Raw genomic sequence first — 15,525 nt, 5'->3', positions numbered from 1 at the left:
GATGTACGAGCTTGCAAGGAAAGCTCTCAGGTTTGCAGAAAAAGCAGGGGCTGAAGAAGCTGAGGTCTATTACGCTGCAAATCACTCAACAGGCGTGAATTTTAAAAAGGACGCCATAGAGAACGCTAAGGACCGTTTCTCGGAAGGCATAGGAGTCCGGGCTATAGTAAACGGAGCCGTTGGTTTCGCCAGTACGAATTCGGCAGCCCAGATAGAAAATGCTGTAGAGGTTGCAGTTGCCGAAGCCAGGGTCAGGGAAAGCGACCCTGACTGGGTAGGTCTTCCTTCTAACGGGAAATATCCCACGGTCTCTGGCATCTACGATAAAAAGGTCGAGGCTCTGGAACTTGAAGCGTGTATTGAGTATGCCCTGGCCCTCATAGAAGGCACGAAAGAAGTTCCGGGCACACTTCCGACTTCAGGGGGCTTTACTCGGGCAAAGGGCAGGCAGCTTATCCTGAACACAAACGGCATAGAAATCGAAGAAGAATCAACAGCAGTTTCTGGTTTTGTGGATGTCATTACTGTAAATGGGCAGACTTCGACAGCCTATGATTTTGCGGTTTCGCGTTCCCTTGATATTGACTTCTTTGCTTTGGGAAAGAATGCAGCCGAACTTGCGCTGAAATCCAATGGCGGAATAAAAGTCGAATCTCAAAAGACAGATGTGATCTTCCATCCGTTTGCTTTATCCGACATTATCGAGGAAGCGCTTGCTCCTTCCCTTGATGCGGACAATATTCAGAAGGGAAGATCGGGTTTGATAGATAAACTCGGGGAAGAACTGGCAGTTCCGGAACTGAATATCTACGATGATGGGCTCATTGAGGCAGGGATTGAAACTTCGGCTTCGGACGATGAGGGTGTTCCTTCACAGCGTACTACTGTAATCGAGAAAGGTGTGCTTGAGACTTACCTCTATGACAGTTATACCGCAGGGAAAGCAGGCGTAAAGAGCACAGGAAATGGCTCAAGGTCTTCTTATACAAGCCCCCCTTCCGTAGGGATCAGGAACTTTATTATTGATTACCCTCAGACCGATATTATTGCTAATACCCAGTCCGGGGTTTTTGTAAGTACAGTAATCGGGGCTCACACGGCGAACTCAATTTCAGGAGACTTCTCCGTAGAAGCCAGAAATGCCTTTACGATTAAAGACGGAGCTCTTGATAAGCCTATAAAGTCGCTCATGATCTCGGGCAATGCTTTCGAGCTCTTGAGACAAATCACAGGGGCAGGCTTTGATGTCAGAAAAGTCGGAGGAATAATTACACCTTCTATCCGGGTATCGGACCTTAGTGTTATAAGTTAAGGGCTCTTGAAAAGCCCTTTCTTTTTTCGTAACTGATTTTTTAGTAACCGATTTTTCGTAACTGATTTTTTAGTAACCGATTTTTAGTAACGGGTTTTTAGTAACCGATTTTTAGTAACCGATTTTTAGTAACTGATTTTTTAGTAACCGATTTTTAGTAACCGATTTTTAGTAACCGATTTTTAGTAACGGGTTTTTAGTAACTGATTTTTCAATAATTCTCGAAAATTAGTATTATTAGTATTACTTACTTCCCGGAAAAATTCGTTTAAAAAATTCATTTTAACGAATTATCGGGTTTTTATCCTGCAGCTTCGCCTGGTTCTTATTCTCCAGCTTCTCCTTTTACCACCATGACCGGCACTTTTGAGTGCCTTACTACCTTTTCAGCTACGCTCCCCAGCAGGAACCTGTCAAGTCCGGTTCTTCCGAGTGTACCCATAACTATCAGGTCCATGCCTTCCTGTTCTGCAAATTCCAGAATTTTGTCTGCAGGGTGACCTTCAAGAATTAAGGGTTCTACTTCAAGACCGACGGCTCTCCCGGCATCTTCAACAAAAGTAACGGCTTTCTTCGCTTCAGTCTCCAGAAATTCTCTCAATGACTCTTCCCACCCGAAATCTCTCGGAGAATAGCCTGCAGGAGCGATTACGTATACAGTATAGAGCCTGCCTCCGGTGAGTCTGGCAAGCTCAATTCCCGCCTCAATCGCTTTCCTCACATGCCTCGAACCATCGGTTGCAATCATTATTTTTTTGTAAGTTCTGCCATCCATATTAAACCCTCATTAAGCTGCAAATTTCTACTCTATCATTTCCGGATATTCTTTCCGGATATTCTTTCCAGTTTATTTCCAGATATTATTATTCCTGAATTTAATTTTATTATCACCTATATAACTCTTGCATCACATTTTTTATAACTCGAATTTTTTCATATTCCTTATACTATTTTTTAATCGTATTCCATATTATATTCTTATATTATTATACTATCTTATAATTAGAAAACTCTGGAAGCTTTCTGTTGTTCGTCTGGAATTCTTATGGAACAAATAAATGCTTAAACTTAATAACTATACAATAATTTTATAATGTTATTTTTATACATTGACATTATTGTTTCAATGTCGTATTAACGCTGTTTAAACGCTGACTTACTTCGTTTTCAATCTGTTTCAATATATTTTAATTGTCTATATGCGGATAAAAAGCCATTTGAATTCAATAAATTCTTAATATTCTGGCACAAAAGGCTGATATCTTTTTGACGCACCAAAATACTTATATATAGCTTGATCGTCAGAGGAGAATAGTGAACGGGTAAAGCTCAAAATCAAATCTTATTGACAATAATTATATCCAACATATTTTAACCTCCTCCAAAAACCCCCGTTCACTACTGTGTTTTTAATATCTTTGTTAAGTTTATACAAGTAATCTTTAGTTACTTTTTCTCTATTTTTCTTTCCTTCTGAACGGTCCTTTTTAATTTTTTTCTCTATTTTATTCTCTAAAAAATTTTTCGACAATATCTGTACCGTAGTTCCTGTGCCGATAATTTCTCTATAGATAGCTTCTGTACCGACACTCCTGTATTATGCGGCGCTTAACAGCAATAGCAGGATTGCGAGCCTCACAAGCAGGCTTATTACGGTTGAGTATACGACAATCTGAACACCAAGGCGCGTACCGAAAATCGCTACTTTACTTGGGATCTGGCTGCGAAGCGCAAAAATCGGGAGCATAAACATGCTGCCAAGCATGAGCACAATCATTGCCTGTATGTTCGTAATCTCACCTGAATGAATCATCGGACCCAGAAGTGAAATTCCAAGGATAGGGCTGGCTACGTAGCTTGTCAACGGGACAATTGATACGGCTGGGATCTTAAAAAGTTCAGCAAGAGGCAGTACGCTGAAAACTTCAAAAACTCCCTGTTCCTGAAGTATGAAGACAATTGTAGTTGCAAAAAGGTAAACCCCTGCAATTCTTAAAAAAGCCCTGAACTCTTTCCTGAAAGCCCTGTAAACCGCAGTTCTCAAGGATACTTTCTTCCGGGCTTGCGGTTCAGGAGCCCTGCAGGAATTGCCTTTAAGGAAAAGTTTGCTTGCAACTGCAATTACCAGGATTTTGACTACGGCAGTAACTATGAATACAAGGGAGTAAAATCCTCCAACTACAAAGCCGAGTGCAGGCAGGACAACCGGAATCTGGTAGGTAAAAAGTTCCCGGAAATAGGCAGGGGTAGCATTCATCATTGAACAGAGCAGGACCTCCCTATCCTCCAGACAATTTTCTTTTTTTGCCTGGGAAAGCATACTATTTGCAGCTACCGTAGACCCTATTGACACAAGGAAGGCTGAAGCGCAGGTATCAGGCAGGTTGGTGTAGGCAAAAATAGGGCTCACAAGCCTGGAGAATTTTTGCATGAGGCCCAGCTCTACAAGTATGCCTGTGCCTACGAGCCCCACAAAAATCATTGCAAGTACGGGAAGCGCAAAATCCAGTACCTCGATTAAAAGGTCTATCATTACCAGTTATTTGTACAGAAAGGTAAATCAATATATCCGGAAAAGTTCCGGAATTCCTTTTCTGAAAAATTTTAATGTTTATATAATTTGCCTTTTTATACAGTTTTTCCCCTTACGACGAGTACTGCTTTTTTAGAGTGCCTTACCACTCTTTCAGCCACGCTTCCGAGCAGGAATTTCTGGAATCCTGTTCTTCCGTGTGTACCCATGACAATAAGGTCAATATTATTTTCTTCTGCAAAATCGACAATCTCACTTGCAGGATCTCCTTCCAGGAGTACGGATTCTACCTCGATATTTTCAGCTTTTGCAGAGTTTTCGACATAAGCCGTTGCTTCCTTGCCTTCGGCTCTGAAGTGTTCGAGAGTGGCCCTTTCCCACCCAACATCCCTGGGATAGGCTATCAAAGGTCTCCAATAGGCGATCACATACACACCATAAAGTTTTGCTCCGCTTATTTTTGCGATTTCGACTGCTGTTTCGACTGCTCTTCTGACAGGTTCCGAACCGTCGGTTGCAACCATTATCTTCGTGTAAACACTACTAGTCATGCCTCACTTCCCATTATTAAGTTCTTCACATTAATAGGGCAACACTACTTTATATACGCTTATTGATAAAGAGGGCGGTGGCGCAAGCAGGGTCAATTGTCTTGAGCGGGATGCACCAGTAGATTCTGGTTTTTTAAGAATTTCTGAGCATCTGCGTGTCCTTTCATCCTTTAATCTTCTTCCCTCTCGAAAAGAGTAAGGGCATGTGTCGGGCAGGCCTCTACGCAGGCAGGCTGGTCCCTGCCCTCGCAAAGATCACATTTTATTCCTGCTTTAATTTGCCTGCTAATTATTCCACGATTCGACACCATGGAACTGGTCCAGCAGCCCATAACGAGAATCATCTGGTATAGAGAAATGAAACGGGGGCATACCGTAGAACAGGTCCAGCAGTTTACACAGCGTTCAGGGGTGTAACTTACCGTGCTGGTAGTTTCATCCTGGCAGAGAGCTTTTGTAGGGCAAACCGAAACACAGGGAGCATCCTCACAGTGGCGGCAGGTAATGGGAAGAGAGATTTCAAGGTCAGGGACATACTCCAGATTGATGCGTTTTTTGGGTGCCGGCTTTTCTCCTATAGCTGAAAAGAGATTCTTGCTCTCGGAATGTGCAACGGCACAGGCAATCTCACAGGAGCGGCAGCCCAGACAGCGTTCAGGCCGAATAACTATATCTTTCATTCTGAATCATCTCTCTGAGGTCAGGCCCAGAGCCTTTCTTTTCCCGTCAATGTGCTTAAGCATCAGGTCTGCGGCTTTAAAAGGATCGGATTCAACTGCAAAACTCGCCCCGATCACATCGTTTAAGCCTTCTGTGAGCAGGGACGTAACAGCCTGGCTTCCAAGAACCGCCGGAACAGTGCCTAGCACAGTAAATACGCCTGACGAAACCACATAAGCCCCGATACTGACCGCTTTTTCGCTCATCCATTCAGGGGCTGCTCCTGCTGCCGGAAGATCGCTTATGTCCACACCCAGGCGGTTTGCAAGCGCAGATGAAAGTACAAGGATACGGCTGATATCAACACAGGAGCCCATGTGCAGGACCGGAGGTACGCCAAGGGCTTTACAGACGGCTTTCAGCCCTTCGCCTGCAAGTTCGGAAGCTTCCGGTAAAAGCAGCCCTGCTTCGGCACACGCAATTGCATTGCAGCCGGTTGTGACTACAAGCACATTGTTTTTAATCAGTTCCCTGACAAGATTAACGTGACTGTCATTGTGCTTCACTTTTATATTGTTACAGCCTACAACAGCCCCGATTCCCCTAACTGCTCCGCTTTTTATCGCCTCAATAAGGGGATCAGGACTTCCGCCAAGCGCATTAAGGATGGCTTCGACACTGAAACCGACAATGCATTCCTGCTTAGCTTCAGGTATGGCAACCTTTTCCGGAACCCTGTTAGGGAAGTTCTCAACGGCCGTCCTTATGATTTCTTTTGCGGTTTCATAAGCCCTGTCCTCGTGGAATTCCATTCTCAAGGTATTAGGAAAATCGGCTTTTGGGGATGTAGATATAAACTTTGTGTGGTAGCATCCCGTAAGCTCTCCAAGCGAGGGCATAACACACTGGACATCCACTACCATAGCTTCCACAGCGCCTGTAATTACTGCCAGTTCCTGCTGGAGGAAGTTTCCTGCTATGGGGGTCCCGTGCCGCATCAGGGTTTCATTGCCAGTACAGCAAATCCCTGCAACATTTATACCTGCCGCACCCTTTTCCTGTGCAAGTTCAAGAAGTTCGGGATCTTCGGCGGCTTCGACTATCATTTCTGAAAGAACCGGTTCATGCCCGTGAACGATCACATTTACTTTGTCCATTGACAGTACTCCCAGATTAACGGTGCTTCTTCTCGGCTGCGGGGTTCCGAAAAGTATGTCCTGAATATCGGTGGCGATCATCGAGCCTCCCCAGCCATCCGATAGTCCTGTGCGCAGTCCCTGGAGCAGAATATGAACCGCATTATTATCCACACCCATGTGCGTCCTGTGCATGCATTCTACTATTTCCCGATCGATTCCTCTTGGCTCTATTCCAAGCTCGGCCCAGAGTTTGAGCCTTATCTCGGGGGCTCTTCTGGTGCACAGGATGGGCCCTTCCTGTTTTCCAAATTCCAGAAGCAGGATATCAGCGAGTCTGGTTGCCACTTCCTCCAGGCTTTCCCCTTCGCAGGAAATTCCATATTCCGATGCGAGGGATAACAGTTTTGCTGTATCTTTTATCCTGTAGCTTACAGCCTCTCCTTCACTCATCTTCTTAAAGGCCAGTACTGCATCTCTCGCATGATCGGAATGAGCTGCTGCACCTGCAGCAATTGATCTCAGAAGATTTCTTGCAACAATGATATCTGCAGTAGCACCGCAAATCCCCCTATCAGCTTCTTCCCCGAAAGGATCTATCCGGCACGGGCCCATATTGCAATTCCGGCAGCAGACTCCGAGCTGTCCGAAACTGCACTGAGGTAGTTGCTTCTCATATCTTTCCCAGGCAGTATCAATACCTTCTTCCTCGGCTTTCTGCAGCATGGTCCGGGTTGCAGGGTCAATGCTTTTTTCGTATATTTCCTGTTTCATCTCATATCCCACAGTCTTCTTTATATTCCCTGAACTTTCCGGGGCTTGTTCCGGTTTCAGGATTCTAATAGAGAATTTTTAATTCTACTGATATATTTTAAACTGTATTCCTGAAATAAATAGCCCGGATGGTTCTAAGTTTTCCAATCTTGAATTCCAGGTTTCCTAATGTCGAATACCTTATTTTTTGATAGTGAGTGCTATGTAAGCTAAAAGCCAGCTAATCAAAAAATCCTCCAGAGTTATCAAACGTTAAACGTTATTATTTTATATACTTTTTTAAAATCCGCATTTTTTCTCATATATAAAGAAATACATTTGATAAAACTTATAATCACTCAAATCATAAGTGCCTGCAAATATATAGATTACATTAAAATAGGAGGATGAATTGAATACCGTAGATAGCGGGATAATTTAATGCTCACGGGATTAAGAAAGAATGAAAAAAATAATAAACTATTCCGACCCTAAGTAAAATTCTCTCTTCCCCTATCGGAAAAGCGGCTTTAACGGTGAATTTTGGTGAAAAAAGATCTTATGGATATTCTGGCCTGCCCTGTATGTAAGGGCGACCTGATTTTGAACGTTGTCGAAGAAAATAAAGAAGAGGTCATATCCGGAACCCTATACTGCCCCGTATGCAAGGAGCACTATCCAATAGATGAGGGAATCCCGAATTTGCTTCCTCCTGACCTCAGGCACTGATGTGAGGGTTAAACTTGCAGCAGATATTCCAGAATGTTATTATCAACCGACAGGAAATAAACTCAATCGAGTTTGAAAAAGAAAGTGTCGAGATTTCTCTTTCTCCCGGCGGAGAAGAAACCTTTGAAATCCTGATCACAAACTACGGGTCCCCTACTCATATCCATTTTTCAGTAAGTGAAGAATTGAAAGGCCAGATCACTTTTCTGAGGGATAATCCGTATGTGCTTCAAAAAGAGTATGTTTCCGCAGTTGCAAGAATCCCCCCCGAGGGCAGGATACTTACAAAAGGGCAGATCTATATCACAGCAGGCTACGGCTCAAGGAAGAAAGGTTTTCAGGTTCAGCTCGGCAAAGTTGAATCAAAGCCGCAGGAACACTCGAAGGACGAGGTCTATACAGGAGATGAAGACGAGGAATTGAGTTCTCAAAATCCCCAGGTTATACTGCCTGTAAAGAGAGTCTCTCGCCCGAAGTCAGGAAGCGGAAAAGGGTCTGGTGGGTTCTCATCTTTTATTCGTAAAAGCTTCACAGGAGGCTTTCCGGCTCCTGCGGGAAGAAAGACCCACAGAAATGTAAGTGGGAATGAAAAACTTCCTCTTAGCATGGCTTTTGGAGGCTTTTTATTGCTTACAGGCTTATTCTTCCTTTACTTTATTCTGCCAGCTAGCCTGCAATTTAAAGTTAGTTTTGTCCAGTCGCTTATGTTTTCAATCTTTTTTGTGACATTTATGACGTATATCCTGCTAAAAATCGCAGAAGAAGGTTAAATCCTTCGGGAAACTTAATCTCAACCTGGTTTATACTCATTAATTCAGGTCCATAGCTAAGAAAAGTACGGAAAATTCTTCCGAAGATCCATACTTGCGAAGTAGCCGAAAGCCCTGGGAAGTTGAACTTTTTATGCTTCCCCCTCCGGGTTTTCCTGCCCTGCGCTTTATATTAGTAATTTATAAAAATTACAGAAATCGATCATTTTTCATCAGAGTCCATTCTCTTACTTCCATTCCTTATTTGAGCCTGTTTTTTTAGAACTAGAGAGTGTTTTTTATATCATGACGATATTGGTATTGTGTTCGTACCAGAGGATTATTGACAGATTTTCTACACGTTATTAATTTGATTATTTCCTGTCTAATTCCACTTAATATCCTTTAGTCTGAAACCGCTATTAGGAAAACTATTGAGGAAGCTTATCCATGAAGTATATCGTAGTTACCGGTGGGGTGATGAGCGGGCTTGGAAAAGGCATTACCATCGCATCCATTGGCAGAAACCTGAAAAACAAAGGTTATAAAGTTACGGCTATCAAGATCGACCCTTACATCAATATAGATGCAGGCACGATGAGCCCCTACCAGCACGGGGAAGTCTTTGTGCTCAAGGACGGGGGTGAAGTTGATCTGGATCTCGGGAATTACGAGCGGTTCCTTGATACGGAACTTACCAGAGACCATAACCTTACCACAGGCAAGATTTACCAGGAAGTAATTTCCAAAGAGAGGAGAGGGGACTATCTCGGAAAAACCGTCCAGATTATTCCCCATGTTACAAATGAGATAAAAAGCAGGATCAGAAAGGTAGCTGCCAGGAGTGGGGCTGATATCTGTCTTGTTGAAATCGGAGGAACGGTCGGGGACATCGAGAGTATGCCTTTCCTTGAGGCTGTACGCCAGATGCACAGGGAAGAGCCTTCCGAAAATATCGTATTTATTCATGTGACCCTGGTTATGGAAGACCTTCAGGGCGAGCAAAAGACCAAGCCGTCCCAGCATTCTGTAAAGGAACTCCGTGCCCTTGGTCTCAGCCCTGAAGTCATTGTTGCAAGATCAAAAACTCCTCTTCAGGAAAGTGCCAAAGAAAAAATAGCCCTCTTTTGTGACGTGCCCCAGGAACTGGTTATCAGTGCCTATGATGCCGACGACATTTATGAAGTACCTCTTTCTATAGAAGAGCAGGGCCTGACCACCCAGCTTATGAAACACCTGCAACTTGAATCGGGTGTCGAAAACGGCGGGTGGAAGGAAATGGTTGCAAGGATGAAATCCACAACCGATATGGTCAGGCTGGCAATCGTGGGAAAATATACCAATCTTGAGGACTCTTATCTCAGTATTCTCGAAGCCGTCAAACACGGAGGAATTAATAACAAATGCAGGGTTGAAGTTAACATGGTTGAAGCCGAGACCCTGGAAGAAGATCCGGCTGAGATTGAGAAACTGGTGCAGTACGATGGAATTCTTATTCCTGGGGGCTTTGGCGGGCGCGGAACCGAAGGTAAAATAATGGCAATAAAGTTCGCCAGAGAAAACGATATTCCGTTCCTGGGAATCTGCCTGGGTATGCAGCTTGCAGTTATCGAATTTGCCAGGAATGTAGCCAAACTTGAAAGGGCAAACAGTACGGAGTTTGATGAGGATACCCCTTACCCGGTAATTGATATCCTGCCCGAGCAAACCGGTGTTGCGGATATGGGCGGAACCATGCGCCTTGGGGACTATGAGGCTGTCCTTAAAGAAGGCTCGATCGCCGCAAAAATCTACGGGACCAATTATATTGTCGAGCGCCATAGACACAGGTACGAGGTAAATCCTGAATTCGTGGACAGGCTTGAGTCTTTTGGCATTGTCTTTTCCGGGAAAAACAAGAACAGGATGGAGATTGCCGAGATTCCTGGCAAGCGTTTCTTCTTTGGTTCCCAGTTCCACCCTGAGTTCAAGTCAAGACCGGGCAGGCCGTCTCCCCCATTCAATGGGCTTGTCGGGGCAATGTGCAGGTACAGAAAGGAAAGAGAAGGACGATAATGCAGGTAAAAATTATTTAAGGGAATCTACGATTTCGAATTCCCTTTGTCATATTCTTTTTAATCCCGCACTGAATAAATTCGAAGCTTTGATTCAACCTGATACTCTGCTGAAGAATTTTTATCTCGCGGGAAACTGATAAATACTTTTAAAACTGAGAATGAGGAATTACGCGACATCTGTTTAAGGCATTTCAAATCAGTAATGCCTGTACGGATTTTGCATTCATTGAATACTATGAAGGTATGCACTATGGCAATGTCTAAAAAAGATATGGATAAGAAGAAGATCGCTAAGAGAGAAAAGATGGAAGAGCTGGAAAAAATGGCTTCTGCAGGTAGCAAGGACGCCAAAAAGAAGCTTGCAAAGGAAAAGAAGAAAAAATAATTCCTGACTAAATAGATATTCTTTTCTATATAGCGTGTGAGAAGATCCGGGGATTATTCACCCCTCTCCCACCAATTTTTAATTAAAACTCTCATAAAACAATTTTAAATTCCTCTGTCACCTTTTTATTATCTTACTTTTCTTATTCCCTTTTTCTAGGTTCCAGTACTTCTCAACCCCTCTGCCCTTGCGCTATATACTGACATATTCTCTTTATTAAGAGATTTATTTCAATCTAATTAACATTTGACTTTTTTATTAGTTAGAATTTTATATGGTTAATAAATAATGAAAACTTTATTAATTTCTTGCTATCTGAGTGATTTCTCACTGAGTAAGTTTATATACATTCTGAGATATTGACTATTCACAGTCAAAAAAGAGAAAGTAAGTTTAACCAAGTTAATTCTTGGAAAACCAGGATAATAATTAGAGTAATTGGGGAGTGAATAGATGGAAACAACAAATGCTCAAAACCAGAATATTCAGGTGCAGAATCCTGAAATCATTGTTGCCGGACAAAATGTAAAAGTTATGAAGAACCCTGGACTTGCTGCCGTAGCATCATTCTTTTTTTCAGGACTCGGCCAGATTTATAATGGCGAAATTGTGAAGGGAATGCTGCTTATTTGCATCCAGGTAATAAATGTTTTTCTTTGTTTTATCCTTATCGGGTTTATTACCTATCCAGTTACGTGGGCCTATGGAATCTATGACGCGTATAAGACCGCTGAAAAACTGAATAATCGAGTTTAATGCAGTCAGGCAATAGTAAATATTAAAGGCAATAGTAAATATTCAAGGCAATAGTAAGTGTTTAGTAAGTATTTAAAAACTTTAATTTCAGAGTTTTTATCTCCTTTTTACTGGTTTAAATTCCACGGAAATCTCCTGATTCCGATGGAATTTATCAAACTTTATGTTGAATTTTAAAAATTGCAGCTGTTTTTTATGTTTATGCCCAGAAATAATGAGAAATATCCTCCTCTAAGTTCCATTAAATTTGTTAAACTCTTTATCAGAATAAGAAAAATATATATGTTCAGAGCTAGATAACTTTTTAAAACTTATCTACAGGATTCATGTATTTCCGAGCCCACAACATGAATAAAAGAAAAATAATCATGGTCATAAATCAGGTTGTATCGCTAACAGTCTGTTGAGGTCCCACAACATGAATAAAAGAAAAATAATCATGGTCATAGCCCTCGTATGTATTGCTGTAATCCTGGGCATTTATTATGAATATCATAACCAGGTAGCGTTTAAAGTGATTTATTTCGATAATAATAATCACACCGATGAAGAGACTCAGGTTAAAGCTGAAGCGACAACTGATACATCTGGTAATCTAAGTTATACGGATGAAGAACTGCAGGAATTGTATCGAAGACACAATATTACAGAGAATGACCTCAAATTTGCCAGGGGAGAACTCCCAAATTACCTGGAAGGCACAGTTTTGCACAGTACCACAAGAGTGCTGGTCACTGAAACAGGCGAACCTTCAGAAGGCTTGAAAGAAGGTGTGGATTATGATGTGGTAATGAGCGAACAGGAAATGTCAGGAATCATAAAGGAAGCAGAGGCAGACTATATTGAAAAATACGGGGTAAATCCGGCAGACCCAAAACTTGACGGTTACAATGGGTATCTTCTCCCGAAAGAAGAAGTAAAGAGACTGGTATCTCTTAATATGGTCACAGTAACAGAATAAAAATTATTAAAATTTTTAATTTACTTTTTAATTTAGTTTTTATTTCAGTCTTTAATTTATGATCATCCAACCAGTATTCCTGTTTAAAGTTTTTGCGCTCTGAATAAATATGGATCAGGTGATCAAATGAAGGTTAGAAGGTTGGGAATTCCTTTAATAATCGTTTTTATATTGTTCACGCTGATGGTTATCCAGTTGCTTACATTTTCCAGTGTTCAAGTAGCCAGCGCTGCCTTAGATAAACAGGAAGTCGAGACTTTAATTCAGAATTTTAACTCTTAGGATGTGAATCTTAAAGCGGATTCCGTAAAAACCCTGGTTGAAGCTGGAGAGCCTGCAGTAGAACCTTTAATCCTGTCACTGGATTCCAGAGACCCGGAGATCCGTGAAAATGCAGCTATTACTCTCGGCAAAATAAAGGATGAAAAAGCTGTAAAGCCACTCATTAAATTGCTGACGGATCAGGAGTGGGAAGTTGAAAGTGCTGCAACTAACGCTCTTGTAGAAATAGGAGAGCCTGCCGTAGAGCCTCTTATTAAGATCTTGCAGGACGAGAACGAAAATGTGTTCCTCCAGATGAAGGTCATTGCCGTCCTTGCAGGAATAAAAGATGAAAGAGCAGTTCAGCCCATGATTCAGGCACTCAAAGAAAAACCGGAACTTCGAGCAGACCTGGGCTATAACCTTGGTCTGATGGGTGAGCCAGCAATAGAGCCTTTAATCATAGCCCTTGGTAATGAAGATTCCAGTGTCCGGGTGCGTGCGGCTGAAGCTCTCGGTAGAATTGGAGACGAACGCGCAGTTGAGCCGCTTACGACCGCTTTGAACGATGAAGATGAAACAGTTCGCGTATTTGCAAAACTGGGGCTTAAAAGCCTTGAAGCTCAAAAGAAAAATACATTAATTACAACTTACGGAAGAGAGCCCGAATTCTATATTGAAGACCAGAGGCGAGAATGGTATGACCAGCTCCGTAGAATCTGCACCCTTGCAAGAAAATATATGGAGCCTTACACTTATCCCAAGGGGCCGGTTGTAAGCTATGGCTTGAGCATTGAGAACCGTGTAGGAGTAGGAATTCTGGAAGGCTCGGAAGTTAACAATTCAACTCTTGATGATATTTACGAGATATTTGACCTGGCGGGAAAAGAGATTGGAGTTGCCGATGTGCCTGTTATATTCAGCTATGTAGAATTTCCTTTGGATGAGGAAATTTTGCCGAAAGTAATAAAAAATATAGAGGAAAACTCAGAGCCAGAGCAGGAAATATATAGAGAATCTGAAAAAATCGGCAAAACAGCCGGGGGTGAACCGAAGCGCAGGACTATTCCAGAGTCTGGGTCGGTGTTCGCAGTGTTAAGCATGTTAGCTGCGGCGCTTTATGTAAATAAATCTTGATCCGGATTTTACCTGAAGCATTATAGGTAGAGGTATCCTGTCCGGGCTTATTTCAATTCTTATATTCTTAAATTTTAAAAGAGCTGCTGCCCAGGCGAGCTTAACTTTCACGGCACTTAAACGTGTCAAGAAGCAATAAAAAAGAAAAAAAGGAAGTACATACACAAAAGAAAACTTAAAGTATTCGATTGTACCTGATTTCTCAGTTTCAGCTCATCTGCAGGGGGTCTACCTTCATGTATTCCCTGAGTACGATTGTTGCATAACTTCCTTTCGGCAGCATGAATTCAAGCACAGCTTTTGATTTTCCGGGGTTCAGGTCATCCTCGTCAACCTCAAACTTCGGTTCGACCTGAAGGAGGATTTCCCGTCTTGTGCCTTTCGAACTCATCTCGGGAATTTCCTCAATATTAAAGCCCTGGAGGGGAACTCTGAGTTCTCCGAGAACCTCCTGCTCGATTTCTCCCGGCAGGCCTGAAGCAAACGCCGTGCCATAACCCGGAAGGGGAGCGGTTATGAAAGCCCGGTTTCTCTTAATCAGGCGGTTCATGGCAGTTACAGTTTCGGCTTCTACTTTTTCGGTTTTTGAGGAGTCCGGCAGACCGAGCTCATTCTTAAAACAGACAATATCGCCTTCCACAGCCTGGTTCAGGGAAAGACCTTTTTCGATTCGTCTGCACAGGATTGTATTATATATATAGGACTGGTAGCCGTGTACGAACATTCTGTAAAGGTTTTTCGGGAGCACCAGAAAAGAGCCTGCGAAGTCATCAGGATTTGCTATCAAATGGTTCATCATAGCTCTTTCATGCCCGAGGCGGATGGGGTAGGTTTTCAAGCCTTCCCTGAAATCCCGGGTCTCCTTGACAAACTGGCGAGCTTTTTTTGTTTCTTCCGGCTCATCAGGAAAAGGTTCGGCAATATAAAGCAGGGCAGCTTTCTCAAAATCTCCCTCCACAATGGCTTTTCCGACCAGATGTGTAACAGGGCGCACAGAACCGAAGCGCTGGATTCCGAAGAAGTTCGGAACTCCTCCCTGGACCAGAATTCCGTTTGTAGTCTTTTCGAGCAGTTTGCGCGCCTCCTCAGGCGAAGAGGCTATATTCCGGATTGCAATTATGAAATCGTTTCCCCACAGGTCTCCGAGTTCTACGGATCTACGGGAACGTCCCAGGACTTTCAACTCCACGTCTTTTAAATGGATCTTCTCAATTTCGGAGGCGCCGACATCAAAAATGCTGATTTTCTGAGTGGTAAGAGCACGTTTGTCCTTTGTGCCTGCAACGCTGATCCGTTTCTGGCTTATTTGAAGAATTTTTGCAAGAGTCCGGGTCAGGTGATGCGTATCCCAGTCGCGCTTTGTAAGTTCAAGAATAAGGTATTTTCCTTCCTGTCCTTCCTCCCGATTCGTAACCTCCTTAACAATGAAATCCTCTACTTCCTGGCGAAGCTGCCCTCCGAGGCCGTCGGTATCTGTGGAGTAAAGGTTTACTCCTATCTGTTTTTCAATTTCCGGCACTTGCATGGATAAAAAACTCTCCTCAA

At 42.8% G+C, this 15,525-nt stretch carries 14 protein-coding genes; 8 read left to right on the top strand and 6 right to left on the bottom strand.

Going from position 1 to position 15,525, the window contains the following annotated elements; translation table 11 throughout:
- The first annotated feature begins 1 nt into the window (after position 1).
- Positions 2–1,312 (top strand): TldD/PmbA family protein, encoded by a 1,311-nt coding sequence (locus EQO05_RS13175; RefSeq protein WP_128507244.1) that lies wholly within the window; start codon positions 2–4, stop codon positions 1,310–1,312.
- 325 nt (positions 1,313–1,637) lie between these two features.
- On the opposite strand, the gene EQO05_RS13170 is transcribed toward EQO05_RS13175, so the two are convergent.
- From EQO05_RS13170 to cooS, 5 genes are all read right to left on the bottom strand, one after another.
- A complete protein-coding gene (locus EQO05_RS13170) occupies positions 1,638–2,087 on the bottom strand; it encodes a universal stress protein (RefSeq protein ID WP_128507242.1) in 450 nt (149 codons plus the stop codon).
- 822 nt (positions 2,088–2,909) lie between these two features.
- On the bottom strand, positions 2,910–3,845 hold the full coding sequence (locus EQO05_RS13165; protein WP_128507240.1) for a nucleoside recognition domain-containing protein: 936 nt from the start codon (positions 3,843–3,845) through the stop codon (positions 2,910–2,912).
- A 95-nt stretch (positions 3,846–3,940) separates the two neighbouring features.
- A complete protein-coding gene (locus EQO05_RS13160) occupies positions 3,941–4,396 on the bottom strand; it encodes a universal stress protein (protein WP_128507238.1) in 456 nt (151 codons plus the stop codon).
- A 170-nt stretch (positions 4,397–4,566) separates the two neighbouring features.
- Positions 4,567–5,076, bottom strand: coding sequence for a 4Fe-4S dicluster domain-containing protein (locus EQO05_RS13155; RefSeq protein ID WP_128507236.1), 510 nt, complete (start codon positions 5,074–5,076; stop codon positions 4,567–4,569).
- 6 nt (positions 5,077–5,082) lie between these two features.
- Positions 5,083–6,966, bottom strand: coding sequence for an anaerobic carbon-monoxide dehydrogenase catalytic subunit (gene cooS / locus EQO05_RS13150; protein WP_128507234.1), 1,884 nt, complete (start codon positions 6,964–6,966; stop codon positions 5,083–5,085).
- Between the two features lie 525 nt (positions 6,967–7,491).
- Here cooS and EQO05_RS13145 point away from each other — a divergent pair.
- From EQO05_RS13145 to EQO05_RS13120, 7 genes are all read left to right on the top strand, one after another.
- Positions 7,492–7,674, top strand: coding sequence for a methytransferase partner Trm112 (locus EQO05_RS13145; protein WP_205793818.1), 183 nt, complete (start codon positions 7,492–7,494; stop codon positions 7,672–7,674).
- Positions 7,675–7,688: 14 nt separating this feature from the next.
- A complete protein-coding gene (locus tag EQO05_RS13140; protein ID WP_128507232.1) occupies positions 7,689–8,444 on the top strand; it encodes a hypothetical protein in 756 nt (251 codons plus the stop codon).
- A gap of 429 nt (positions 8,445–8,873) precedes the next feature.
- The gene (pyrG, locus tag EQO05_RS13135) at positions 8,874–10,478 is read left to right on the top strand and encodes a glutamine hydrolyzing CTP synthase (protein ID WP_128507230.1); all 1,605 of its coding nucleotides are present in this window, start codon (positions 8,874–8,876) and stop codon (positions 10,476–10,478) included.
- Between the two features lie 252 nt (positions 10,479–10,730).
- Positions 10,731–10,865, top strand: a complete 135-nt coding sequence (locus EQO05_RS16145; RefSeq protein WP_255420859.1) for a hypothetical protein — start codon at positions 10,731–10,733, stop codon at positions 10,863–10,865.
- Between the two features lie 453 nt (positions 10,866–11,318).
- A complete protein-coding gene (locus tag EQO05_RS13130; RefSeq protein ID WP_240664682.1) occupies positions 11,319–11,621 on the top strand; it encodes a hypothetical protein in 303 nt (100 codons plus the stop codon).
- Between the two features lie 418 nt (positions 11,622–12,039).
- Positions 12,040–12,582, top strand: coding sequence for a hypothetical protein (locus EQO05_RS15830; RefSeq protein ID WP_205793816.1), 543 nt, complete (start codon positions 12,040–12,042; stop codon positions 12,580–12,582).
- 285 nt (positions 12,583–12,867) lie between these two features.
- The gene (locus tag EQO05_RS13120; protein ID WP_240664680.1) at positions 12,868–13,980 is read left to right on the top strand and encodes a HEAT repeat domain-containing protein; all 1,113 of its coding nucleotides are present in this window, start codon (positions 12,868–12,870) and stop codon (positions 13,978–13,980) included.
- Positions 13,981–14,188: 208 nt separating this feature from the next.
- Here the strand turns inward: EQO05_RS13120 and truD are convergent, their stop codons facing one another.
- Complete coding sequence (gene truD, locus EQO05_RS13115; RefSeq protein ID WP_128507228.1) at positions 14,189–15,505, bottom strand: tRNA pseudouridine(13) synthase TruD; 1,317 nt, start codon at positions 15,503–15,505, stop codon at positions 14,189–14,191.
- Between the last annotated feature and the right edge of the window lie 20 nt (positions 15,506–15,525).

It is taken from the genome of Methanosarcina sp. MSH10X1 (assembly GCF_004099695.1).
Taxonomy (GTDB): Archaea; Halobacteriota; Methanosarcinia; order Methanosarcinales; family Methanosarcinaceae; genus Methanosarcina.
Note: the sequence above shows the minus strand (reverse complement) of the source record. Positions and strands in the feature narration are given on the sequence as shown.

What these genes read in the sequence shown, in the direction of transcription:
- pyrG (WP_128507230.1), top strand. Translation starts at nt 8,874, where the DNA reads ATGAAGTATATCGTAGTTACCGGTGGGGTGATGAGCGGGCTTGGAAAA.
- EQO05_RS13170 (WP_128507242.1), bottom strand. Translation starts at nt 2,087, where the DNA reads ATGGATGGCAGAACTTACAAAAAAATAATGATTGCAACCGATGGTTCG.
- EQO05_RS13165 (WP_128507240.1), bottom strand. Translation starts at nt 3,845, where the DNA reads ATGATAGACCTTTTAATCGAGGTACTGGATTTTGCGCTTCCCGTACTT.
- EQO05_RS13175 (WP_128507244.1), top strand. Translation starts at nt 2, where the DNA reads ATGTACGAGCTTGCAAGGAAAGCTCTCAGGTTTGCAGAAAAAGCAGGG.
- EQO05_RS13130 (WP_240664682.1), top strand. Translation starts at nt 11,319, where the DNA reads ATGGAAACAACAAATGCTCAAAACCAGAATATTCAGGTGCAGAATCCT.
- EQO05_RS13155 (WP_128507236.1), bottom strand. Translation starts at nt 5,076, where the DNA reads ATGAAAGATATAGTTATTCGGCCTGAACGCTGTCTGGGCTGCCGCTCC.
- truD (WP_128507228.1), bottom strand. Translation starts at nt 15,505, where the DNA reads ATGCAAGTGCCGGAAATTGAAAAACAGATAGGAGTAAACCTTTACTCC.
- EQO05_RS15830 (WP_205793816.1), top strand. Translation starts at nt 12,040, where the DNA reads ATGAATAAAAGAAAAATAATCATGGTCATAGCCCTCGTATGTATTGCT.
- cooS (WP_128507234.1), bottom strand. Translation starts at nt 6,966, where the DNA reads ATGAAACAGGAAATATACGAAAAAAGCATTGACCCTGCAACCCGGACC.
- EQO05_RS16145 (WP_255420859.1), top strand. Translation starts at nt 10,731, where the DNA reads ATGGCAATGTCTAAAAAAGATATGGATAAGAAGAAGATCGCTAAGAGA.
- EQO05_RS13160 (WP_128507238.1), bottom strand. Translation starts at nt 4,396, where the DNA reads ATGACTAGTAGTGTTTACACGAAGATAATGGTTGCAACCGACGGTTCG.